Origin of the sequence: Gilliamella sp. Nev3-1 (genome assembly GCF_001690435.1) — a bacterium.
Taxonomy (GTDB): domain Bacteria; phylum Pseudomonadota; class Gammaproteobacteria; order Enterobacterales; family Orbaceae; genus Gilliamella; species Gilliamella apicola_C.
Map to the genome: position 1 here is coordinate 15,175 of NZ_LZHN01000066.1, position 22,852 is coordinate 38,026.

24 protein-coding genes are annotated in these 22,852 nt (G+C 35.2%); 16 read left to right on the top strand and 8 right to left on the bottom strand.

Annotated features, from left to right (window positions below; all coding sequences use genetic code 11):
* The first annotated feature begins 41 nt into the window (after positions 1-41).
* Positions 42-914, top strand: coding sequence for an EamA family transporter (locus A9G40_RS10630; RefSeq protein WP_065583021.1), 873 nt, complete (start codon positions 42-44; stop codon positions 912-914).
* A gap of 102 nt (positions 915-1,016) precedes the next feature.
* On the opposite strand, the gene ffh is transcribed toward A9G40_RS10630, so the two are convergent.
* Positions 1,017-2,387 (bottom strand): signal recognition particle protein, encoded by a 1,371-nt coding sequence (gene ffh / locus A9G40_RS10635; protein ID WP_065583022.1) that lies wholly within the window; start codon positions 2,385-2,387, stop codon positions 1,017-1,019.
* 190 nt (positions 2,388-2,577) lie between these two features.
* Between ffh and A9G40_RS10640 the strand changes: the two genes are divergently transcribed.
* The 6 genes from A9G40_RS10640 (at position 2,578) to galU (ending at position 6,622) form a co-directional block, all read left to right on the top strand.
* Complete coding sequence (locus A9G40_RS10640) at positions 2,578-2,961, top strand: RidA family protein (protein ID WP_065567357.1); 384 nt, start codon at positions 2,578-2,580, stop codon at positions 2,959-2,961.
* A gap of 271 nt (positions 2,962-3,232) precedes the next feature.
* A complete protein-coding gene (locus tag A9G40_RS10645) occupies positions 3,233-4,426 on the top strand; it encodes an amino acid aminotransferase (RefSeq protein ID WP_065583023.1) in 1,194 nt (397 codons plus the stop codon).
* A gap of 44 nt (positions 4,427-4,470) precedes the next feature.
* Positions 4,471-4,602: an entericidin A/B family lipoprotein gene (locus A9G40_RS14405; protein ID WP_202115353.1), complete on the top strand. Its 132-nt coding sequence runs from the start codon at positions 4,471-4,473 to the stop codon at positions 4,600-4,602.
* Between the two features lie 56 nt (positions 4,603-4,658).
* Positions 4,659-5,174, top strand: a complete 516-nt coding sequence (locus A9G40_RS10650) for a hypothetical protein (RefSeq protein ID WP_065583024.1) — start codon at positions 4,659-4,661, stop codon at positions 5,172-5,174.
* Positions 5,171-5,689, top strand: coding sequence for a DUF2569 domain-containing protein (locus A9G40_RS10655; protein ID WP_065583025.1), 519 nt, complete (start codon positions 5,171-5,173; stop codon positions 5,687-5,689). The genes A9G40_RS10650 and A9G40_RS10655 overlap by 4 nt, the downstream gene beginning before the upstream one ends.
* 18 nt (positions 5,690-5,707) lie before the next feature.
* Entirely contained in the window at positions 5,708-6,622 is a 915-nt protein-coding gene (gene galU, locus A9G40_RS10660) for a UTP--glucose-1-phosphate uridylyltransferase GalU (RefSeq protein ID WP_065583026.1), read from the top strand.
* A 73-nt stretch (positions 6,623-6,695) separates the two neighbouring features.
* Here the strand turns inward: galU and A9G40_RS10665 are convergent, their stop codons facing one another.
* From A9G40_RS10665 to orn, 5 genes are all read right to left on the bottom strand, one after another.
* Positions 6,696-8,117 carry a cation:dicarboxylate symporter family transporter gene (locus A9G40_RS10665; RefSeq protein ID WP_065583027.1) on the bottom strand — a complete coding sequence of 474 codons (1,422 nt, stop codon included), beginning with the start codon at positions 8,115-8,117 and terminating at the stop codon, positions 6,696-6,698.
* 93 nt (positions 8,118-8,210) lie between these two features.
* Entirely contained in the window at positions 8,211-9,542 is a 1,332-nt protein-coding gene (locus A9G40_RS10670; protein WP_065583028.1) for a CoA-disulfide reductase, read from the bottom strand.
* A 200-nt stretch (positions 9,543-9,742) separates the two neighbouring features.
* Complete coding sequence (gene hemH / locus A9G40_RS10675; RefSeq protein ID WP_065583029.1) at positions 9,743-10,723, bottom strand: ferrochelatase; 981 nt, start codon at positions 10,721-10,723, stop codon at positions 9,743-9,745.
* Positions 10,724-10,732: 9 nt separating this feature from the next.
* Positions 10,733-12,004 carry a lipid IV(A) 3-deoxy-D-manno-octulosonic acid transferase gene (gene waaA / locus A9G40_RS10680; RefSeq protein ID WP_065583030.1) on the bottom strand — a complete coding sequence of 424 codons (1,272 nt, stop codon included), beginning with the start codon at positions 12,002-12,004 and terminating at the stop codon, positions 10,733-10,735.
* A 9-nt stretch (positions 12,005-12,013) separates the two neighbouring features.
* Positions 12,014-12,577 (bottom strand): oligoribonuclease, encoded by a 564-nt coding sequence (gene orn / locus A9G40_RS10685; protein WP_065567364.1) that lies wholly within the window; start codon positions 12,575-12,577, stop codon positions 12,014-12,016.
* A 79-nt stretch (positions 12,578-12,656) separates the two neighbouring features.
* On the opposite strand from orn, the gene rsgA reads away from it, so the two are divergent.
* Complete coding sequence (gene rsgA / locus A9G40_RS10690; RefSeq protein WP_065583031.1) at positions 12,657-13,685, top strand: small ribosomal subunit biogenesis GTPase RsgA; 1,029 nt, start codon at positions 12,657-12,659, stop codon at positions 13,683-13,685.
* Positions 13,686-14,167: 482 nt separating this feature from the next.
* On the opposite strand, the gene A9G40_RS10695 is transcribed toward rsgA, so the two are convergent.
* Complete coding sequence (locus A9G40_RS10695; RefSeq protein ID WP_065583032.1) at positions 14,168-14,722, bottom strand: HdeD family acid-resistance protein; 555 nt, start codon at positions 14,720-14,722, stop codon at positions 14,168-14,170.
* Positions 14,723-14,910: 188 nt separating this feature from the next.
* Positions 14,911-16,584, bottom strand: coding sequence for a C4-dicarboxylic acid transporter DauA (gene dauA, locus A9G40_RS10700; protein WP_065583033.1), 1,674 nt, complete (start codon positions 16,582-16,584; stop codon positions 14,911-14,913).
* Between the two features lie 476 nt (positions 16,585-17,060).
* On the opposite strand from dauA, the gene plsB reads away from it, so the two are divergent.
* The 8 genes from plsB to A9G40_RS10740 all read left to right on the top strand — a co-directional run bounded on the left by plsB (position 17,061) and on the right by A9G40_RS10740 (position 22,829).
* Positions 17,061-19,487 carry a glycerol-3-phosphate 1-O-acyltransferase PlsB gene (gene plsB / locus A9G40_RS10705; RefSeq protein WP_065583034.1) on the top strand — a complete coding sequence of 809 codons (2,427 nt, stop codon included), beginning with the start codon at positions 17,061-17,063 and terminating at the stop codon, positions 19,485-19,487.
* Between the two features lie 77 nt (positions 19,488-19,564).
* Entirely contained in the window at positions 19,565-19,894 is a 330-nt protein-coding gene (locus tag A9G40_RS10710) for a hypothetical protein (RefSeq protein ID WP_065567369.1), read from the top strand.
* 33 nt (positions 19,895-19,927) lie between these two features.
* A complete protein-coding gene (locus A9G40_RS10715; RefSeq protein WP_065567370.1) occupies positions 19,928-20,206 on the top strand; it encodes a hypothetical protein in 279 nt (92 codons plus the stop codon).
* A gap of 124 nt (positions 20,207-20,330) precedes the next feature.
* Positions 20,331-20,651: a DUF7716 domain-containing protein gene (locus A9G40_RS10720; protein WP_065567371.1), complete on the top strand. Its 321-nt coding sequence runs from the start codon at positions 20,331-20,333 to the stop codon at positions 20,649-20,651.
* A gap of 84 nt (positions 20,652-20,735) precedes the next feature.
* A complete protein-coding gene (locus tag A9G40_RS10725) occupies positions 20,736-21,137 on the top strand; it encodes a hypothetical protein (protein ID WP_065567372.1) in 402 nt (133 codons plus the stop codon).
* A gap of 235 nt (positions 21,138-21,372) precedes the next feature.
* Entirely contained in the window at positions 21,373-21,741 is a 369-nt protein-coding gene (locus A9G40_RS10730; protein ID WP_065567373.1) for an Imm41 family immunity protein, read from the top strand.
* Between the two features lie 50 nt (positions 21,742-21,791).
* The gene (locus A9G40_RS10735) at positions 21,792-22,091 is read left to right on the top strand and encodes a hypothetical protein (RefSeq protein ID WP_065583035.1); all 300 of its coding nucleotides are present in this window, start codon (positions 21,792-21,794) and stop codon (positions 22,089-22,091) included.
* 189 nt (positions 22,092-22,280) lie between these two features.
* Positions 22,281-22,829 carry a hypothetical protein gene (locus A9G40_RS10740; RefSeq protein ID WP_065583036.1) on the top strand — a complete coding sequence of 183 codons (549 nt, stop codon included), beginning with the start codon at positions 22,281-22,283 and terminating at the stop codon, positions 22,827-22,829.
* The last annotated feature ends 23 nt before the right edge of the window (positions 22,830-22,852 follow it).

Sequence of the window (22,852 nt, forward strand, 5' to 3'; positions counted from 1 at the left end):
GTATATGCAATAATTTCAAAATTCAATTAAGGTAATTCTGTATGCTTAGAAGATTTTTGCCTATTTTTTTTATTTTAATTTCAATGATTTCGGTTCAAGGTAGCGCATCTATAGCCAAATATTTGTTTCCTATTCTCGGGCCTCAAGGAATGACTGCTTGGCGGTTATTTTTTTCGGCAATTTTGTTAGTTTTGATATTTAAACCATGGCGCAAAGCCATGACCCCAAAAGCTTTGAAATACATTTTTTTATATGGTATATCAATTGGTTGTATGAATTTAGCTTTTTATAAAGCGATTGCAAGAATTCCGATAGGTATTGCTGTTGGAATTGAACTCACTGGACCTATTGTAGTGGCAATGTGTTCTTCTCGAAAAGTGCTCGATTTTATTTGGTTAGGTGTTGCCGTTGTTGGCCTTGCTATGCTTTTGCCTATTCATCAAGCATCAAACCATTTAGATCTCATTGGGATTTTATATGCGCTATTAGCAGGAAGTGGCTGGGCATGTTATATCTTATTTGGGCGTAAAGCTAGCGCCCTTCATGGTTCATCAAGTGTCGCAATTGGGTCGGTTATTGCTTCGTGCTTTTTATTTCCTATCGGTATCTGGCAAACTGGTAGCGCCATGTTTTCATTAGAACTTATTCCGATGGTTTTTGTCGTTTCATTATTGGCATCGGCGATTCCTTATGGGTTAGATATGATGGCTTTGCCTAAATTACCGGCTAAAACATTTAGTACATTAATGAGTTTGTCGCCCGTTTTTGCAGCACTTTCTGGACTAATTGTGTTACATGAACAATTAACCTACTATCAGTGGTTAGCAATTGTTTTTATCATTATATCGTCGATGGGGACAGTACTTGCAATCAGTCAACCGACAAAGATTAAATCGACTAGACCAAGCAATTAACGGTAATACCGTGCTGTTGCGAGCACGGTAATCTCTGCAGAAAACTTTTAGTTAAAGATAGGACAAGCTATTTTTTAGCTAAAAAACAGTGTAAATGGTGATTTAACGAGGTGGGAATCCCATGCCCCCTCCGCCCATTAATCCTTTCATTTGGCGCATCATTTTCATCATGCCTCCACCTTTCATTTTCTTCATCATCTTTTGCATATCTTCAAACTGTTTTAATAGTTTATTGACATCTTGAACTTGAGTTCCCGAACCATTTGCAATGCGGCGTTTGCGCGACCCTTTAATAATTTCAGGGTTAGCGCGCTCTTTTAATGTCATTGAACCAATAATTGCTTCCATTTTTATGGTAATTTTATCATCCATTTGAGCTTTGATGTGATCTGGAAGTTGACCAACACCTGGTAATTTAGCTAGCATTGCCCCCATTCCGCCCATATTACGCATCTGCTTGAGTTGGTCTTGAAAGTCATTAAAATCGAACTTATCGCCTTTTTTCAGTTTTTTGGCGATTTTTTCTGCTTTTTCGCGATCGACATTATGCTGTAATTCTTCAATCAAAGATAGCACATCACCCATACCTAAGATGCGCGAAGCAATACGATCAGGGTAAAATGGCTCCAAAGCGTCAGTTTTTTCCCCCATTCCTAAGAATTTTATCGGCTTACCAGTAATATGACGAATGGATAGCGCCGCACCACCACGCGCATCGCCATCAACTTTGGTTAAAATAACACCAGTAAGTGGCAAAGCATCATTGAAAGCTTTAGCCGTATTGGCTGCATCTTGCCCCGTCATAGCATCAACCACAAATAATGTCTCAATGGGATTAATGGCTTGATGCAGCGCTTTGATTTCATCCATCATGTCATTATCAATGTGCAAACGACCAGCGGTATCGACAATGAGCACATCAAAAAATTGCAATTTTGCATGAGAAATAGCTTTATTTACAATACTGACCGGTTTTTCAGTAATATCAGATGGAAAGAATTCGACATCAATCGCTTTAGCCAGTGTTTCTAACTGTTTAATTGCAGCTGGTCGATAAACGTCCGCAGACACAACTAGCACTTTCTTTTTTTGTTTTTCTTTGAGGAATTTAGCTAGTTTAGCGACACTGGTTGTTTTACCGGCACCTTGTAATCCTGCCATTAACATGACAGCGGGAGGCTGGGTCGCCAAATTAAGTGAACTATTGACTTCCCCCATTGCGCTTGTCAGTTCGGCTTGAACTATTTTAATGAATTCTTGACCAGGTGTTAGGCTCTTGCTGACATCTAATCCAACGGCTTTTTCTTTAACTTGATTAATAAATTCACGAACCACTGGTAGGGCAACGTCAGCTTCGAGTAATGCCATACGCACATCGCGCAACGCATCTTTGATATTGTCTTCAGATAATCGCCCACGGCCACTGATATTGCGGAATGTCTGTGATAAACGGTCGGTTAAATTCTCAAACATATTAACTCTCGTAATAAATGAAAAATTGCCATTATCATATCAGAAAATTTCAATAAGTCCCACGATCATAATTTTGCACTGACTTGACACAAAATTGTGTTCCTGTTGAAATGAGGGAAGAGAAAAAGATCACATTGATTATGTTAATAATTAAAAAGCAACTAATAGATTAAAAAGGAGAACATCGAGTATGGCAAAAGTAATTAGTACTGACAAAGCACCAGCCGCTATTGGCCCTTATGTTCAAGCTGTCGATTTAGGTAATATGTTATTTGCCTCAGGGCAAATTCCACTAAATCCAACAACAGGTGAAATGCCAAGTTGTGTGAAAGAGCAAGCGAAACAGAGTTTAGCTAATGTTAAAGCGATTGTCACAAAAGCAGGTTATCAAGTGAATAATATCGTTAAAACCACTATTTTTTTAGCTGATATGAATGACTTTACCGCTGTAAATGAAGTATATGAAGCATTTTTTACTGAAAATAATGCTTCTTTCCCTGCTCGTTCATGTGTCCAAGTTGCACGAATCCCTAAAGATGCTAAAGTTGAAATTGAAGTTATTGCAGCTAAATAAATTACTTATCTGATTAGCACCAAAAGGTGCTAATGCTTGTCAAAAATTTTCAGGAAATAAAGCGTTTTAGTATCAATCGCACTAAAAAACGTTACATTTTGAGTTATTTTAACCTTTAATTCTTTTTAGCAAAAAAGCTGCAAATTTCTAACCAAAAATCAATTTAATTATTTGTTGTTAACCTGTTATTTAGTGATTGATTGCTGATTTAGTTGGTGCAATAATCTACAATAATTTATTACTATTTTTTGTGTCAATTTGGATTGTAAATATGTTTGAAAAAGTAGAGCCATATGCAGGGGATCCTATTTTATCGTTAGTCGTTGAGTTTATGAATGATAGCCGAGATAATAAAACGAATTTAAGTATTGGTTATTATTATGATGAAAACAGCATCGTTCCCCAATTGCAATGTATAAAAACTGCTCGTGATGATATTTATCATCTCAATCAAGGTGCACAGCTGTATTTGCCGATGAGTGGTTTACCCGCTTATTGCCAAGCAATTCAATCATTATTATTTGGTGACGACCATGTGGCTTATCAAAACAAACGTATTGCAACGATACAAACATTAGGTGGATCTGGTGCACTTAAGGTGGGGGCAGATTTTTTATATCGTTATTTTCCAAATTCACAAGTATGGGTCAGCGATCCAACATGGGAAAATCATATCGCTATTTTTAGCGGTGCAGGGTTTAAGGTAAACAAATATCCCTATTTTGATGAGCAAACTTGTGGCGTAAAATTTGAAGCAATGCTTGAAACATTAAATCAACTACCAGCTAAAAGCATTGTGTTACTTCATCCTTGCTGCCATAACCCAACCGGTGCTGATTTAACACATACGCAGTGGGATAAAGTGATTGAGGTGTTAAAGGCCAGTGATCTTATTCCATTTATGGATATTGCTTATCAAGGTTTTGGCGAAAGTATTGATGATGATGCTTATGCGATCCGAAAAATGGCAGAGACAGGCTTGTGTGGATTTGTTAGTAACTCATTTTCGAAAACATTTTCACTCTATGGCGAACGTGTCGGCGGATTATCTGTTTTATGTGATAACAGTCAAGCCGCTGGTCGCGTATTAGGGCAGTTACAAGCTACTGTTCGCCAAAATTATTCAAGTCCATCAGCTTATGGTGCGCAGTTAGTTAGTTATGTATTAAATCATCCAGAGCTTAAAGCGCAATGGTTTAAAGAAGTAGAATCAATGAGAAATCGCATTGTAACCATGCGATCAACTCTGGTTGAATTATTAAAAAAAGCTGTACCTGATCGTAATTTTGATTATTTGGTTAAACAGCGAGGCATGTTCAGTTATACCGGTTTTAATAAAGAGCAAGTTACACAATTGAAAGATAATTTTGCTGTTTATTTGGTGGGCAGCGGAAGGATGTGTGTAGCGGGTTTAAATCACCATAATATCGATCGTGTGGCAGAAGCATTTGCTACATTAAAATAAACATGTTACTAAAAGGAGTATATTTTATGTTCCATAAAGTGTTAATGTTAATATTAGGTATAGTAATGACGACTTTAGTTGTTGGATGTAACACCGTTAAAGGTGTTGGTCAAGATGTTGAATCTGGCGGAAAGGCCATTTCACATACCGCCGAAAAAGTAAGTGATAAAATGTAACTAAGGTTATATATGTCTAGCAATATTTTCGCTTTTTAACTATTTTTAGAGTAAAAATGTTACGTAATTTGTTTATAGTTACATTGTTTTTACTTATTGGGTGCGGTTCGTTAAACTATCGAACTGCACCTTTAACGCTGGAAAATTGCCAGTATTCAAACCTATCAGGTCTTGAATTTTTATTAAATAAACTCCCCTCAAATACACAAAATTATCAACGTGTTTATATTGCCCAAAGCCGAGAAAGCAAACATTTACCAAGTTATTATGCTGGAATAAAAGGTAAATTAACTGATCAAATTTTGGTACGAGATTATCCCAAAGAAACATTTTGGCGAACTCCAAATTTGTTCGAAAGGGCTTCTTTATATGATGATGGATACGATGACCTTTATATCAGTAAAGCTCAAAAAGAAGCGCGTGACCGTAAAGCCAAATTCGTAGTAAGACAAGCTGTATTGCAGAATTGCCAAATCGTTTATATCGCTATTGATTCTTTAGCCAAAGATAGGGATAATTCTTCACTCATTGAATCTAATGATTTATCAATCATTAAAAAGGCGCAAAAATGATCAAGGGAAAAGAACTTAAAGGATTAGGCGGTTGGCTAATTTTAGTTGGTATTGAATTATTTTTTTATTTTATTTTTATTGGATATGTTATTTTTTCTAGACTAAATGTGATTAATTTTATCGACGTGTGGACACAATTATTGGATCCCTACACGGAAATGCAAACAGTTCATCTGGGGCTGTTTATTTTAGGTGACATCGGTCTAAATTGTTTATTTTTGCTTTTAAACGCTTATATTATATTTTTATATTTTACTAAAAGTTATAAATTTCCTAACTTTTTTATTATATTTAGTAGCAGTTTTATTGTTTTTAAGCTAATTCAAAGATGTTGGTATTTTTTTATCGTGTTACCATTTGAGTTTAAATTCGAGTTTTCTCTTATAAAAGATATTGTTATAGCAATCATTTATACCTGTATTTGGATTGCTTATATGTTAAAGTCAGTGCGAGTCAAAAATACATTTGTTAATGATCGCCGTAGTGACGATACCTATAGCTCCACTGTTAGTTAATTGTATTAAGGAAATAAAATGACATTAAATTTAGACAGTTCAACCAATAAAAAAGTCAAAAAAGCCGTTATCCCTGTTGCAGGTTTGGGTACACGCATGTTACCTGCAACAAAAGCAATTCCCAAAGAGATGCTTCCAGTTGTTGACAAGCCACTGATTCAATATGTGGTTAAAGAGTGTATTGCAGCTGGCATAACTGAGATTATTTTTGTAACCCACTCATCAAAAAACTCAATTGAAAACCATTTCGATACTAGTTTTGAATTGGAAGCCATGTTAGAGGCACGTGTTAAACGTCAGTTATTGCAAGAAGTACAAGGTATTTTACCTAAACATGTCACAATAACCAGTGTTCGCCAAGGTTTGGCTAAAGGGCTGGGTCATGCAGTGTTATGTGCTTATCCTTTGGTGGGTGATGAACCATTTGCTGTCGTTTTACCTGATGTGATCATTGATGAGTATGAAAGTGATTTAACCAGTGATAATTTAGCCGCAATGATTAATAATTATCATGAAACCAAACATAGCCAAATCATGGTTGAGCCAGTACCCAAAGAATTAGTCTCTTCTTATGGTATTGTTGATTGTCGTGGTGAAGTGTTATCTGCAGGCAATGTTGCACAAATGTATAGTGTTGTTGAAAAACCCTCTATTGACGATGCACCATCAAACCAATCTGTGGTCGGGCGTTATGTTCTATCTGAAAAAATCTGGCCTTTACTTGCTAAAACACCATTAGGTGCTGGTGGTGAAATTCAGTTAACTGATGCCATTGCCATGTTACTTGAAGAAGACAATGTTGATGCTTATTGCATTAAAGGCCGTAGCCATGACTGTGGTAATAAACTGGGCTACATACAAACATTTGTGCAATACGCAATGCGACACAAAAGTTTAGGTAGCAATGTTAAAGCGTGGTTAAAAACCATTTAATTTTCTTAGGATAGACTCGAAACCGAAAAGGGTACTGTTTGCGCCCTTTCGGTTATATAGTTTACTTTTTGTATTAGCTTTCTGATGGCTCATTTTCAAAAGTGACATTAGGATCGTTATACACGGTCATATTCATAAGCCCTACTTCTCGATCAGTTACGACAGCCGCTGTCATTGCACCAGATACATTGGCTAAAGTTCGTGCCATGTCGATAATTGGATCGATAGCTAACACCATACCAATTAAAGGGAAGTATTCAGCCATACCCATGCCAGATAAGACTACAGTTGCGGCAACCGTTGCTGTACCGGGAATGCCAGCGATGCCGATTGAACCAATAACCACCACAATGACAAGCATAATATAAAACTGGATATTAGTCTCAATACCAACCATGTGCGCTACCATCACGGCAAGTAAAGCAGGGAAGAAGCCTGCACACCCATTCATTCCCATGGTGCTACCAAGCGAGCCGACTAAATTGGCAGTGCCAGTATTTACCCCCATTCGAACGGTTAACGTTGAGATAGTCATAGGTAATGTGCCGACTGATGAGCGACTAGTAAAGGCTAATAGCCATGTTCCTAACGCTTTTTTAATAAACATCGTTGGCGAAATACCATGGATCAAGACAATAGTAATATGCATAATTAGCATAATCGCTGTTGCAATATAGACCGCAACAACAAAGTTTGAAACCTGAATAATTGCTGGTATTCCATTAGAAATAATGGTGCGAGCCAGTAAAGCAATGACCGCGTAAGGCATGTATTTAATAACAGTCATCGCAATTGACATGACGATTTTGTAAAGTGCTTCGATAAATGTTTTAAATAACGCAATGGGTTGTGGGTTTTTCTTTTCCATTCTATTGGCGGCAAGCCCCATTAAGGCAGAAAAAACAACTAAGCCCACAATGTTTTCGTTTACCATTGATGCAATAATATTGCTAGGTATTAGATTGATAAAGGTATCAATAATATTGGTGTATTGTTTTGCGTGAGCTTGATGTACAGAGTTTGAGCTCATTGTACCTAAGGCAAATAGATTCGCTAACAAAATACCTACTATACAGGCAATGGCCGTTGTAAACAGTAACCAAAAAATCCCTCTAAATGCAATTTGCGGTAGATTTTTTTTGCCCGAAAAGTCAAGAATCACTTTAACAATCGATACAAAAATGAGTGGTATCACTAACATTCGGATAAAGGCAATAAAAGTACGACCAAAAAACCCATACCATGTTGCAGTTTCTTGCATCCAGATTGTTGATATATCTGGAAACCCTGCTACAGCTTGGATCCCTAAACCAAGCACTGCACCAAGTATTAGACCAACTAACATGCGAATTGAAAAATTAACTTTTTTATCTTGTAGCGGTTTCATCACCGCAAAAAAACAAATAAGTAATAGTCCAATACTAATGAGCGTTTGATAATGGGTAATTACTAAGAACTTTTCAAAAAAAGCTCCCTGAAAAATAGCACCTGGCATAATTAGCCTCTCTTTTGATAATTCAATTATCTAGTTAACAATCTATGTTTTATCACATGATTTGATGTATAACTATAAATACATTAATGCTGCTTATTTGGCTATAGAGCCAGCAATATTTAAAATATCCCAAGGTCTGGAAAAGGGTGGCGCATACAGAAAATCCATCATGGCAAAGTCATCAATTTTTAAATTTGCCCATATTGCAGTTGCTAACGTATTTACTCTTAATACCGCACCACTCCCACCAACTATTTGCCCTCCTAAAATCTCGCGAGTATCGGCATGGTAAATTAGTTTTGCTGTTACACTTGTTTGTCCAGCAACATAGTTGCTATGGTTTTTATCTTTAACCATTACAGTTTTATAAGGTATTTTGGCTTTTTTTGCTTCGCTTTCGGTTAAACCAGCTCGCCCTGCCTCAACATCAAAAACCTTTAGGGCTGATGTGCCAATAGTACCGGGGTATTCATTATGTCCTCCGCCTAAATTTTCGCCTGCGATTTTACCAAGCTTGTTTGCGCCTGTAGCAAGCGGAATATACACCATTGATTGGCTAATTCTATGGTGAAGTGCGGTACAATCTCCAGCGGCGTAGATGTCAGTAATATTGGTTTGCCCAAAGCGATTGGTTATGACTGCGCCGTTTTCAAGTGTGTTGATCCCCATGTTTTTATAGATAGCACTATTGGGTTTTACACCTGTTGCAATGATAACAACATCTGCTGGGTATTGCGATTTATCGGTAACCACATGAGTGACTGTATGAGCCCCTTCAAAGCCTAACACGCGTTCTTGTAAGTGTAGGTCACAATGTTGTTTGATGTTTTCTTCTATCAGTTCGGTAATTTGCTCATCAAAAGCATCAACAAGAATTCTATCATCTAGCTGAATAAGTTTAACTTTTTTTTGTAGGGCAACGAGTGATTCGGCTATTTCAAGCCCAATATACCCAGCACCAACAACAATAACATTTTGGGTATTTGGATTGGTTAACGCTTGTTTGATTGCTAGCCCATCATGTAGATCGCGTAAGGTGAAGATATTTTTTAGTTGATTATTTTTAAAAGGCGGAATAATGGGGCTAGCACCAACCGCAAGTAGTAGTTTATCGTAGTTATCATCAAAGCAATTGCCTGTATTGAGATCTTTAATGGTTAATTTTTTTTGATTAACATTAAGTGCAATAACTTCATGTTGCGTCTTGATTTCAATGCCATCTTTTTGGAATTGTGCTGGTGTTCTGGATATCATTTCATTGGCATCAGTAAAGTGGTTACCAATGAAATAAGGTAATCCACAAGCACCAAACGATACAATATCCGATTTTTCATAAATACGGATGGTGGCCTCAGGGTTTGTTCTTTTGGCTTTTGCCGCAGCACTTGCGCCTGCGGCTTGAGCGCCAATGATGATTATTTTCACTTAATTTTCTCCTTAGTGCTCAGAAACAGAATTATTCAATACTAGCTTATCATACGTTATCAATTATACGGATGATAGATAACTGCTTGGTTTTAATATTTGTTAGTTTAAAATTTGAATTATTTGAAAAATATCTGCTTTTTTATTTTATTAATCGTATTATGTTGTAAAAACTTTTCAAGTTACTATGTTTTTGAATATCAGTTTTTAAGTTTAACTGGTTGAATATAATTTATTAAATCTATAATTAAATTAATCTGTAGATGAGTGTCATTTAATGCAGGAATATAATAAAAGTTTTTGCCACCTGAATTTAAAAAAACTTCTCGATTTTCTTCGTCAATTTCGTAAATGGTCTCAATACAGTCTACCGAAAATCCTGGGCAGATGACTTGCACATTTTTAACGCCTCTTTGAGTTAATGTTTGTAGTGTGCTACTGGTGCTTGGTGTAACCCATTTACCTTTGCCAAATTTGGATTGATAAGCCATTTGAATGGGGATATTTATGCCATTTTCTCGACATTTTTTGACTAATAACTGCGTGGTCATTTCGCAACGTTGTATATAATCATCATTGCGGTTATGGATATAACGCTCAGGAATACCATGATAAGAAAGCACAAGCACGTCAGGTTCTCCTTGGTGGTGAAAAGCCTGCTTAATTTGTAAATAAAGTGCATTGATATAGCTTCGATGATCGGCATAATCTCGAATATAGTCAATATGATCAATGATATTGAGCGAAGTTATAATTTGCTTGATTTTATCAAGTACTGCGAGTGTAGTGGTTGTTGAATATTGTGGAAAGAGAGGTAATACTGTAATTTTTGTGCATGATCGCAGGTTATTTAACGCAGATTGCAAATTGGGATCGCCATAAGTCATGGCTAATTCACATTGAATATTAGGTAAATGGTGTTGTAATTTATCACATAATAATCGGCTATAATGCAATAAAGGCGAGGCGTTATTTATCCAGATTTTTTGGTAATGATGAATAATATAAGGCACTCGTTTAGGTATTACGCGGTACTTTAAAATTGGATACCAAAGCAGTTTTGGCAAATCAACTACATGCCGATCAAGCAAAAACTCGGTTAGATACTGCTTTATTGCATCTGGTGTTGCCACATTTGGTGTGCCTAGATTAACTAGCAATAATCCTTGTTTTTTGTCCATAAGCGAGCCTTATTTGACACAAAGATAAGGGTTGATAACATCAAGAAGCCTACCTAGTGCGCCTTGATTTTGTTTTAATACTTGATAAGCATTTTCGCCAATCTGTTTACTATTGGTGTTATTTTCTAAAAGATCATTAATTGCTGAATAAAGGGAAGCTGGGGAGCTATCGCAAATGATCATCCCTTTAGCTGCAATAAGCTGTTCACAAATAACTTTAAAATTGAAAAAATGTTCGCCACTAATGATAGGAATATGGTGGAGAGCTGGTTCTAATGGGTTATGCCCACCATGTTTCACTAAACTACCGCCAACGAAAGCGATATCGGCAAGACCATAAAGCGTGGCTAACTCGCCCATTGTGTCGCCTAAAATGACTTGCGTTTGTTTAGTAGGAACTTGCTTACTACTACGGTTTATATAAGTTAACCCGTGATCATTAATTAATTTTTCAACTGCTTTAAAACGCTCTGGATGGCGAGGAACAATAATTAATAGTAAATCAGGATGTTTGGTTAACAAAAGTTCAAAGGCAGCTAGGATGATTTCATCTTCACCATGATGTGTGCTTGCAGCGATAAAGACTGGTTGGTTTAATTGCCATTGTTGCTTTAGCTTTGTGGTTGTTTGCCGCTGTTGATCCGTTAAATTAATGTCAAATTTGATACTACCTGTTATCGCTAAATGATCGTTTGGCAACCCCAATGCGACAAACCGTTCGCCATCTTGTTTATTTTGAGCTGCCACTATACTGATTTTTGACAATAATTTACCAATAGCCGATCCTAGTTTGTGATATCTGTTAGCAGAGCGTTGCGATAATCTAGCATTGGCAATCACCAATGGAATATTTCGTTTATGGCACTGGCAAATAAAATTAGGCCAAAGCTCAGTTTCCATAATGATAACTAACTTAGGCTGGGTCGTTTTTAAAAAACGATTTATCGCGCAAGGTAAATCATAAGGTAAATATACATGATTGACACTATCGCCGAGCAATGCTTTAACTCGCTCAGATCCTGTTGGCGTCATGGTAGTAACAGTAATAGGTAAATTAGGGTATTGCTGTTGTAGCGCTTTAATGAGTGGAATCGCAGCAATCGTTTCACCGACTGATACGGCATGCACTAACATACTATTAGCTTTCACTTTTTTTTTACAAAAACCATAGCGCTCACGCCACCGCTTTCGATAAGCCGGAGCTTTACGACTGCGCCAAAGTAACCTTAGCCACACTAAGGGCTGAATCAAATATAATAAAACGGTATATAAAATTTGCATATCAATCAATTATCTTGATAGATCAAAAAAGTGCTGACGATAATAAGCCAGCTCGGCAATTGAATCACGAATATCATCAAGCGCTTGGTGTGAACTCTGTTTGCTAATTCCTTTTAATATTTCAGGCTTCCAACGTTTGGCTAGTTCTTTGATGGTACTGACATCTAAATAGCGATAATGAAAATAGCTTTCTAAATTAGGCATGTAGTTGAATAAAAAACGGCGATCTTGACCAATGGTATTACCGCAAATAGGTGAGCAGTTTTCAGGTACCCACTGTTTTAAAAATTCGATAGTCTGCTGTTCGGCTTGTTGTTCAGTGATTGTGCTTTTTCGAACACGTTCAATTAATCCTGATTTACCGTGGGTGTTTTGGTTCCACTCATCCATTAATGCTAATTGCTCATCAGATTGATGAACCGCAATTACAGGTCCTTCAGCAAGAATAGTTAAGTTAGAATCAGTCACAATAGTTGCAATTTCAATAATACGATCGGTTATTGGATTAAGTCCTGTCATTTCAAGATCGATCCAAATAAGATGACTACTGTTAATTTGTGGTTGGTTGTTCATAATTTTTGATAGAAATTTTCTTTTTGATACGCAGTAGTGTAGCATAATTGACAATCTGTTTTAGCAAAAAATGAGTACTATGGCAAAAAATCGACTTTCCAATAATCAAAAAAGACGTGTGGCGGCAAAACATCAACAACGATTAGCCATAAGGCAAGATGAAAACCTAGCAAGTTTTTCATCACCTCGTGATGGTGTGGTGGTAAGCCGTTTTGGTAAAACGGCTGATGTTGAAGATAGTGGTGGGCTTATTTATCGGTGTAGTATTCGACGTACGTTACCTTCGTTAGTGACTGGTGATAAAGTGGTGTGGCGTGAAAGTTTAGAGCCAAAGACCAACGGTATTATTGAAGCCGTTCACCCTAGGCATTCTGAACTTGTTCGACCAGATTTTTATGATGGGGTAAAATCTGTTGCGGCTAATGTTGATCAAATCGTGATTATTTCCGCTGTTTTGCCAGAATTATCACTTAATATTATCGATCGCTATTTAGTCGCTTGTGAAAGTACTGATATACAACCCATTATTGTTTTAAACAAAATTGATTTAATCAATGATCAGCGACGTGCTGAGGTTGAAAAAAAATTGGCGATTTATACTCATATTGGTTATCAAGTGTTGTATGTTTCATGCCAGCATCAACAAGGTATTGCAGTATTACAAGATATCTTGCAAGGTAAAGTTTCAATTTTAGTTGGTCAGTCTGGTGTGGGTAAATCAAGCATTATAAATTTGCTATTACCTCATCAATCACAATCGGCGATGACTGGTGGTATTTCAGAAATATCTGGTCTTGGGCAACATACAACAACCTCGTCAAGGCTCTATCATTTACCCAATGGTGGCGATATTATTGATTCACCAGGAATACGTGAATTTGGCTTATGGCATCTAGAGCCTGAACAAGTGATAAGTGGCTTTAAAGAATTTGATAACTATCTTGGCGGTTGTCAGTTTCGTGATTGTAATCACTTTGATACGCCAGGTTGTTTGCTACAAAAAGCCGTGCAAGATGGTAATATTGCACCATCCAGGCTTGCCAACTATCATCGAATTTTACAAACAATGCAAGAAGTAAAAGCGAAAACCAACAAAAGCTATAAATAATTAGCTATTTTTTACAATAGCAACGCTTTTGCTGGCATTAAAATATGCAAAAAAAACTAAATATAATTAAAAAATCATCTACTTATAAATAAGTGGATTACTAGGTTGTAACAGCGTAGACTAGTTAAACCAAGTAAAAAAATCCAATAAAATCAATAGTTTTTCTGAATGATTTTTAAAAGTAGTATGCATACAATTTGTATATCCGTAATTTGTATACCTACTGAAAATGATTGTTGTAGCTATTTTGTATGGGAATGCGTCAATACCTAAAGTAAATTGCCGTCTTAAAATATGAAAAGGTCGTCATAAAAGACTGTTTTTGTATGTAACGCTCTAAATATTTAACTATTTTAAATAAAAATTAATGCTTTAACCAAAAATTAAAAAACTAAAAACCTAAACGACATTAAACATTGATCTGCTCACAATCAGTAGTCACCGCTAATGGCAAATAGCTTGATTGTGAGCAGTGAACGAACCTATTTACTATTGATGGCCTTTAAAGCAAAACCAATAGCGACATATGCCCAACCTTGAAAAATAAGATCAATACCTAAAAACATACCTAAAACGTAAAGGCTGTCGTATGGCCAACCAGTGATAATCATAAATCCTAAAATGAGGGTGATAATACCGGATGTGAGTATCCACCCCCAACGAGGTAAATCACGGTTATTCATAGCAGCAAATATTTGCGTAAAACCACTCATAATTAACAAAAAGGAAACCACTAAGGTTAAAGCGGACGAAACGGTAACAGGTTGGAAAAATGACATTAAACCAATAAAAATATATAGTACCCCCATTACAGCCCATAGTGCAGATTGACCGAAACTTTTAACCTGAAATGAATGTAGTGCTTGGATAATACCCGCGATCAAAATTAATGAACCAATAACATAGACCGAAAAAACAGTTGCAATGAACTGATAACCTAATGCGAAGCCTCCTAATATAATTAAAATAACACCCACTAAAATAAACCAGTTTGATTTTTGTTTAAGACCGTATAAATTATTTTGGTTAGATATCATATTACTTTCCTATTTTATAAGTTAAATTTGGGTTTGAAATTAAAATCACTTTTAAGACAGGTGGTTTTGTCACAAGTGATTAATCAGTGAAAAGAAAGGCTGTGATACAATTCATTGCACAGTAATTGTTTTGATAAAACAATTACTGTGCATATAAATTAGACAATATAATAAAACTAAATTTAAAATTAATCTTTATCTTTCAGTGCTTCGTCTAATGTTGAATAGAACATGAGTTTGTTAGAAATAGGAACAATTTTAGCTCTAGCTAATGTTTTTAATGGCTGAAATTGCAACTCACAGATTGATAAATCAACATTTTCAGGTAACTCATCAATAAAATGTATTAAAGCATTAAGCCCACCAGCATCAAGTATGGGTACCGCATCCCATTGTAGTATTATGTGTTGATATCCATTAATTTTTTGATAAATTTCTAAAAAGGTACGCTCAGCAGCAGCAAAAAACAGCGGTCCATTAATACGAAGTACTAAGGTTTTGTCATTACTGCGATTAAGTTCAACTAAACGCGTCATTCGGGCTATTCTGCGCATAAATAGAATTGATGCAAGCACGATTCCCAATGTAATAGCTATCACCATATCAAATAGTACTGTTAGTGACATACAAAGCAACATAATTAAAATATCGTCTTTAGGTGCACATTTGATAATATAAATAACGCGTTGAACCGCACTCATATTCCATGCCACGATAAGTAATAGCGCAGACATAGCCGAAAGTGGAATAAATGATAATGCTGGCGCAAAACAGATAAGCGCCAGTAAAACAACCAAGGCATGTAACACCGCAGCAATAGGTGAAGTTGCCCCCGCTTTGACATTAGCTGCCGACCGTGCGATAGCAGCAGTTGCTGAAATTCCACCAAAAAACGGCGCAATAATATTACCTAACCCTTGGCCAATGAGTTCACTATTTGAATGATGTTTGGTATGCGTCATTTCATCTAATACTACTGCACACAATAACGATTCTATAGCGCACAACATGGCCATGGTAAGCGAAATCGGTAATAAAGCGCTGAGTGTTAACCAATCCCATTTAAAATCAGTATGTTGCCAAGGTAAAGCAAATTCTGGTAGTACAGAGGGTATACCATGCCCTAGGGTATTATCGGCTAATGTATAGGTAAAACGTGAACCAATTGTTTCAATTTGATAGCCAAATTGATTAAAAATAAACATGACTATAATACCGGCAACGAGTGCAGGTAAGTGGCCAGATATTCTTAATTTAAGCCTTGGCCACATAATTAATACTATTAGTGTTACAGCTCCGACTAAGGTGTCTGCTATATTGATGGTAGGTAGTGCTTTAGTTAGCTCAATCACTTTACTAATATAACTTTCTGGCATATGTTCGAGCTGCAAGCCAAAAAAATCTTTAATTTGCATAGTTGCTATCGTAATAGCAATACCTGATGTGAAGCCTAATACAACAGGTAATGGTATATATTCGATTAATCTACCTAAGCGAATTATTCCCATTAATATAAGAAATATGCCAGATAGTAGTGTTGCAATGAGTAATCCTGATAATCCATATTGTAATGATACGGGGTACAAAATAACGACAAATGCGGCAGTAGGGCCAGAAACACTAAAGCGAGAACCACCCGTTAATGCAATAATAAAGCCTGCTATAATTGCGGTATATAGCCCATGCTGTGGTGGCACGCCACTTGCAATTGCTAATGCCATTGCTAAGGGGATAGCAATAATACCAACCGTAATTCCAGCAATCAAATCCTTGATAAAACGGGTTGTATTATAAGGGGTCGTTATACATGCTGATATAAATGCAATGCTAATTTTGGTGCGAGAAAGACTATATAATTTCATCGTGTTTAATAGACTTATGGGGAATTGTTTGGGATGCTTAATAAGATAATCTTTTTTACAAAAAATAAAAGAGTGTTACAAAAATAATCATCTTTTTTATAAATTAGATAGGCTATACTCAGTAACTTGAGAAAAAAATCAAAGATAAAAAATTACTTATAAAATCAGCATTGGAAATAAAAGCCTGTTACATTCGTGGCGTTGATAGCATTAAACCGATATAATATGACTATCATGTTACTATATCGTTATCATCTTATCTTTTAGTGGATTTTAAATCATATAGTCTAAAGGTTGTGCAAATTTGCTAACGATTAAACGATAACAGTATATACTTAATTCATTGCTTATCTCAATGCCCCAAAAGAGTACTATGTCTGTTTACATGCAAAATACTTGCTTGTGGTGGGTTGATGGGTAAACAATTAAGGTCAGTTAAGTATATCAATAACACAAAGGTATGAGGTTTATTTTTTATGTTTTCTTGGTGGGCTAAAGCTTATTTTTTTCTTATCCAAATCTTGGTGAAACTTTTTGTGAAAAGTAAACCTGTTCCTACCGATCCAATAATAGAACTAGACCTTGATACCGATAAACCAATTTTATATGTCTTACCTTATAACTCTCAAATTGATTTGATGGTGTTGCGATCGCTTTGTTTGCGATATAATTTACCTGATCCATTAGCAGGCTTAGATATCAATGGTAAAAACATTCCCGCTTACATCTATATTGATAAAGGGCCTGGTATTTTTGCATCCAACCAACAAAAAAATAAAGCAATTGAAATTTTAAGAGATTATATTTCAGCACATCAACAAAATCATGATCTTGATGTCCAAATGTTACCTGTTTCGGTTATGTTTGGTCGCAAGCCTGATATCGAAGGGAAGAAAAAACTATCATTACAGGTACTTGGCGCAACTAGCAAATTTTTAAAAATCATCACGTCAGGCAGAGATTGTTATACTCGATTTTCTCGTACAGTTTCATTTAAAGATATTCATGTTGATAAACAGCAAGATCTTCCTATTTTAGCGCATAAACTAGCACGCGTTGCACGCATCCATTTCGCCAAACAACGTATGGCATCAATCGGACCTAAGCTTCCTGTTCGTCAAGCGATGCTAAATAACTTACTAAAAAAGCAAGTAATTAGCGAAGCAATACAAGAAGAAGCAAAAAGTAAAAATATTGACCTTGATAAAGCAAAGCAAAACGCATTAGCTATTTTAAATGAAATTGCCGCTAATTTTTCTTATCGTATGCTACGAATAACCGATTTTGTGCTGACTTGGGCGTGGAATAGGCTTTATCAAGGTCTTAAAGTCACTAATGCCGATCCTGTTCGAGAGCTTGCCCAAAATGGGCATGAAATTGTCTATGCTCCTTGCCACCGCAGCCATATGGATTACCTATTACTCTCTTATGTGCTTTATCGACAAGGATTAGTTCCTCCTCATATTGCTGCTGGCATTAATTTGAACTTTTGGCCAGCAGGACCTATTTTTAGGCGATTGGGCGCATTTTTTATTCGCCGTTCATTCCGAGGTAACAAACTTTATACATCTGTTTTTCGAGAATATTTAGCGGAACTTTTTATCCGTGGTTATGCTGTTGAATATTTTGTTGAAGGTGGGCGATCTCGTACAGGTAGATTACTCGATCCTAAAACAGGTATGTTAATGATGACAATTCAAACATTATTACGTGGTGATGCAAGACCGATTACCGTTGTTCCTGTTTATATTGGTTATGAGCATGTGTTAGAAGTCGCTACCTATGCCAATGAGCTACGAGGAGCAAAGAAAGAAAAAGAAAGCTTGTGGCGTACTCTAAAAGCATTTTTAAAATTAAAAAAATTGGGATTTGGCTATGTGAATTTTGGTCAACCAATACCGTTAAATCAATTTTTGAACCAACAAGTTCCAGAATGGCGAGATGCAATCGAGCCGACTGGTGCTCAACGCCCTCAATGGTTAACACCAACAACCAATTTACTTGCCAAACAAATTATGGAGCACATCAACTCTTCAGCTGCAATCAATGCAATGAACTTATGCTGTTCAATATTATTAGCGGCAGATCAACGTGCATTAACGAAAGTTAGATTAATTGAACTGATTGATTATTTGTTAAAATTATTAAAAAATATTCCTTATTCAGAGTTGATAACCATTCCAGAACAAACGCCAGAAGAATTGTTTGAGCATGCCAAAGAAATGGGAAAATTTGTTATTACCACAGACGAAGCTGGCGAAATTGTTGGTTTAACTAACGAACAAGCGGTTTTAATGACTTATTATCGTAATAATATTCAGCATTTACTGATTATTCCAGCTATTGTGGCTAGAATTTTACTCAAACATAACCGGATTTCATCGGATGAAGTTTTAGAACAAGTAAAACGACTTTTTCCGTTAATCAAATCAGAGCTATTTGTTTATCACAATGATGAACAACTCACTGAATATGTAGATAAAATTATTAAAATCTATGCCGAATTAAACCTAATTTGTTATTCGCCAGATAAATTAACACTAAACTACTTAAAAATGTCGGAATTACAATTAATTGCTTCATCATCTAAAGATACATTGCAACGTTATGCTATTGCATTTTCTTTATTGCAAAAAGATCCAACAATTAGCCGTGCAACACTAGAAAAAGAGGCACGACTCATTGCTGAAAGATTATCCATTTTACATGGTATTAATGCGCCTGAATTCTTTGATAAAGGCGTATTTTCCACATTAGTTGCATCACTAAGAGAGCAAGGTTATTTAGATGATAAAAATGGCTCAAACTTAGCTAAAATTGAAACGATGAACAAAACACTTAAGCCTTTAATTACAACTAGAGTAATGCAAACTATCGATGATATAAACCCATTAATCAAATAATTCAAAAATACGCTAATTCGGAGATAACTTTAATGAAGTGCAATATTATTTGTTCATTGTAAGCTAAAGGCTATAACATGGTAGTTAACATCATTCTGCAAGAAACAATCAATGAGCAAGATTTTATCTTGTTGGCTAACAAATGGCAGCAAAATGCATCGGTTATCATTGAATCATTATTAGAAAATAATGAAGCTAAAAACCGTATTTTTAATCTTGCTCTAAACTATATTCCAAATTCATTTGCCGAAGCTGTCATTGATATTTTTCTTGAAGATAGTACTTTTATTATTCGTGATGATGATCTGCTAAAATGTGCAAAGCAAGGCTCTATGGGTTTAAAAAAGAGCATTTGTTATCGTAAAAATGTGCCTCAATATATTATTGATTTATGTAATTTTTATTAATCAACATATTATCTACGCTAGGAAATATAAAATATGTTAGATTTTTCCTATTTATCGGATCAAGATGGCAGTAAATCATCTCTGGTTTTAAACGATAAAAAAGCCCAATTGCTTGATCACGCTTTTACTTATTTAAGACAAAAAACTGGCATTATGATTGATCCTTATGGCCAAACAAGAATCTACCCAGACCATCAAAAAATATTAATCAATTTGTTACATCAGCATAATGACAGCGAGATCCAAAAACTCGTTTTGCTATTTAAGCAAGCATCCAGTGAAGATGAAATAATTCTTGCCGATGGTGATTAAATGGATAAATTATTTATTTAGCCATAATGACACTTACCTCAAGTTGCATTAAACTAATGCGTATTTATTACAAACGCTTAATTACAAATGCAACGATCTCATGCAAGTTATTTAAGAGGAATTTATGGATTTTATCGCTATACGTGATGTGCTTTCTAACATAAAGGATATGCCAAATCATTTTTTTTATCTTCCTGCTGATCACTCCTCTTGGACACTTGATACACAAGGCCGGTTTTTGGATGATGATGCGTTAAATAATTTTGATTCAGGTCTTTCCCAAAAAGCAATAGAAGAAGACTGGATCCCAACGCTAGAAAAAGCCGATATTGAAGATATTATTGAAGTTGCTAACAATGAATTAGGTAATCCAACATTAGAAGATTTATTTAACTCTTTTATTTTCTATATTGAAAATGACGCTTTTTTACAATATGCTGATTAAACATAAATGGCTTATGTTTTTTACACAATATGCTTGTTTAACACAAATAGTACTAGCACATAAATTATGTTATAGCATTTAAGCATGGTGATGTCTTCTAATAAAAAAGTGATCGAATTGATATCACATTTATCAACTCAACTTAATCAATTAGGCATTTTATTACAAACCAATATTGCTGATCAATTTACAGTACATAATATGGCTAGCTATGTACATATTGATATCTTAAAACACCGAATTTATCTTCGCTTCAAATTATCAATTAACGGCATTGAGCTATTTGATAACGATATCATCAATATTCAAATCACAGAGGGTATAATACATGCCACTTGCACCGTTTATTCAAATTATGGTATCGATAATGTAATGAAATACCAAAACGATCTAGATGATTTTGAGCTGGCAATCTTCGACAAAATTTTCATAGAATTATTGTCATGTATTACATCACATATTAGCTTGCTGACCCAAAGCAACTAAATAGCTTAACCAACGAAAATGATTTAAGTAACTTAACAACTTTCACTAAAGGCTGACTGATATAAATGGACATTACCCAATAATGAAGGCTAAAAAAATTTAATTAAAGTATATGATTAGCTACTATTATTTGATAATTTAAAACTGCATAATTTGGGATTAAACTTTAGAGTATCATTTATAAGTAAACTATAAGTGAAGGTAGATAAACAATAAATAGAAAAGCCAATAGAAAATGAGCCATATACAAAACATCACTCAATTGGAAAACGCCATAATCCATCAAGCTCAAGCAGAAGATGAACAATCATTTTTGTATCAATTGCATGAACTAAGTTTTTTTGATAAATCAACATTTAATCAACTATTAAATAATTGCCAAGCCTTAGCAAAAGCCTATCAACAGTTAGGAAAAACGAATAATTATAACGAGGTAGTAAAAGGCATTTTACTGATTTTTGAATATACACTATTTTCATTTTATTGCCATCATGCTGAGCATGATTACTTTCATATCAGCAATTATGGCGATGAACTAACCACCAATGACATATCTGACTATTATGATAAAATCAGATTAATCACACAACAAATCATCTTATAAACGCATAAAATAATCACTTACATGACCAGCTCAATAAGGTATTTAAACTAATGGGATTACATTTTATTATCCATATTGATAATCAACGGCAGGTACAATTTGCTATGAACGAAGAGCTACATAGTAAAATATTTAGCAAATCAACAAATTGGCGTAGCTTTAAACAATTAAAAAAAATCAGTGATTATTACAAAACTGATGCCGTTTTTAATAGCAACGAGCTAACAACATTAATAGCAGATTTGATGCAAATCACCCAACAAATCGATGATTTTCAAGATGAATTACAACAGCTCATCACTAAACTGCGTCAGAAAAATGCCAAACTATTACGCGTTACTAGCGATTAGTCATACTTAGATTATTATCCACTCATCTTTACAGCACTATCAACAAATTTTATCATGAATGACATAAATTGAGGCAAACTGTACAATATACAATTTATCTGGCTGACTGGTTTTGATAATTATGTCGATAAGCAATCAAACTGATAGCAAAAATGAGACAGTAATGTGCAAACTTCAGGATGGTAATCAATGATTGATTTTACTGCTGATATTATTAGTTATAAATCAATTGCTAATATTCAAATTGGTGATAACATTCTTTCATATCTCGATGAAATGTATCAATATTTTGATATTAACTGCCAAGAACACGAGCTTCATTTTTCAATGAGTGAGATGACTAGACAGAGTTTTTATTCATTAAATGATGATACATTGACGCTAACAACCACATTTGATGGCGATATCATTGGCATAGGATGCAACCAAAACTACCAAGGGAAATACCAAAATCAATATAAAAATGAATTATATGCAGGTATTACCATGGAAGAACTATGCTCTTTGAGCAAATTTCAGAAGATTGTATATGGCACACTGATTGTTGATAACGATTATGGCTTATATTTTACGTTACCCTCGCCTTATGACGAAATTGCCGACACGCTAAAAGACATCCCCTATGATTTAAAGCTAAATGAAATTTACGTAGCGGATAATTCCAGCTGGCAGCTTAAGCCACAAAAAAAGAAAAAGCCTAAAAAGCGCAAAATTGCCAAACCTTATTCTTATTTTTAATATTAATAAGCAATAATCTAATA

What these genes read in the sequence shown, in the direction of transcription:
- A9G40_RS10630 (WP_065583021.1), top strand. Translation starts at nt 42, where the DNA reads ATGCTTAGAAGATTTTTGCCTATTTTTTTTATTTTAATTTCAATGATT.
- ffh (WP_065583022.1), bottom strand. Translation starts at nt 2,387, where the DNA reads ATGTTTGAGAATTTAACCGACCGTTTATCACAGACATTCCGCAATATC.
- A9G40_RS10640 (WP_065567357.1), top strand. Translation starts at nt 2,578, where the DNA reads ATGGCAAAAGTAATTAGTACTGACAAAGCACCAGCCGCTATTGGCCCT.
- A9G40_RS10645 (WP_065583023.1), top strand. Translation starts at nt 3,233, where the DNA reads ATGTTTGAAAAAGTAGAGCCATATGCAGGGGATCCTATTTTATCGTTA.
- A9G40_RS14405 (WP_202115353.1), top strand. Translation starts at nt 4,471, where the DNA reads ATGTTAATATTAGGTATAGTAATGACGACTTTAGTTGTTGGATGTAAC.
- A9G40_RS10650 (WP_065583024.1), top strand. Translation starts at nt 4,659, where the DNA reads ATGTTACGTAATTTGTTTATAGTTACATTGTTTTTACTTATTGGGTGC.
- A9G40_RS10655 (WP_065583025.1), top strand. Translation starts at nt 5,171, where the DNA reads ATGATCAAGGGAAAAGAACTTAAAGGATTAGGCGGTTGGCTAATTTTA.
- galU (WP_065583026.1), top strand. Translation starts at nt 5,708, where the DNA reads ATGACATTAAATTTAGACAGTTCAACCAATAAAAAAGTCAAAAAAGCC.
- A9G40_RS10665 (WP_065583027.1), bottom strand. Translation starts at nt 8,117, where the DNA reads ATGCCAGGTGCTATTTTTCAGGGAGCTTTTTTTGAAAAGTTCTTAGTA.
- hemH (WP_065583029.1), bottom strand. Translation starts at nt 10,723, where the DNA reads ATGGACAAAAAACAAGGATTATTGCTAGTTAATCTAGGCACACCAAAT.
- waaA (WP_065583030.1), bottom strand. Translation starts at nt 12,004, where the DNA reads ATGCAAATTTTATATACCGTTTTATTATATTTGATTCAGCCCTTAGTG.
- orn (WP_065567364.1), bottom strand. Translation starts at nt 12,577, where the DNA reads ATGAACAACCAACCACAAATTAACAGTAGTCATCTTATTTGGATCGAT.
- rsgA (WP_065583031.1), top strand. Translation starts at nt 12,657, where the DNA reads ATGGCAAAAAATCGACTTTCCAATAATCAAAAAAGACGTGTGGCGGCA.
- A9G40_RS10695 (WP_065583032.1), bottom strand. Translation starts at nt 14,722, where the DNA reads ATGATATCTAACCAAAATAATTTATACGGTCTTAAACAAAAATCAAAC.
- dauA (WP_065583033.1), bottom strand. Translation starts at nt 16,584, where the DNA reads ATGAAATTATATAGTCTTTCTCGCACCAAAATTAGCATTGCATTTATA.
- plsB (WP_065583034.1), top strand. Translation starts at nt 17,061, where the DNA reads ATGTTTTCTTGGTGGGCTAAAGCTTATTTTTTTCTTATCCAAATCTTG.
- A9G40_RS10710 (WP_065567369.1), top strand. Translation starts at nt 19,565, where the DNA reads ATGGTAGTTAACATCATTCTGCAAGAAACAATCAATGAGCAAGATTTT.
- A9G40_RS10715 (WP_065567370.1), top strand. Translation starts at nt 19,928, where the DNA reads ATGTTAGATTTTTCCTATTTATCGGATCAAGATGGCAGTAAATCATCT.
- A9G40_RS10720 (WP_065567371.1), top strand. Translation starts at nt 20,331, where the DNA reads ATGGATTTTATCGCTATACGTGATGTGCTTTCTAACATAAAGGATATG.
- A9G40_RS10725 (WP_065567372.1), top strand. Translation starts at nt 20,736, where the DNA reads ATGGTGATGTCTTCTAATAAAAAAGTGATCGAATTGATATCACATTTA.
- A9G40_RS10730 (WP_065567373.1), top strand. Translation starts at nt 21,373, where the DNA reads ATGAGCCATATACAAAACATCACTCAATTGGAAAACGCCATAATCCAT.
- A9G40_RS10735 (WP_065583035.1), top strand. Translation starts at nt 21,792, where the DNA reads ATGGGATTACATTTTATTATCCATATTGATAATCAACGGCAGGTACAA.
- A9G40_RS10740 (WP_065583036.1), top strand. Translation starts at nt 22,281, where the DNA reads ATGATTGATTTTACTGCTGATATTATTAGTTATAAATCAATTGCTAAT.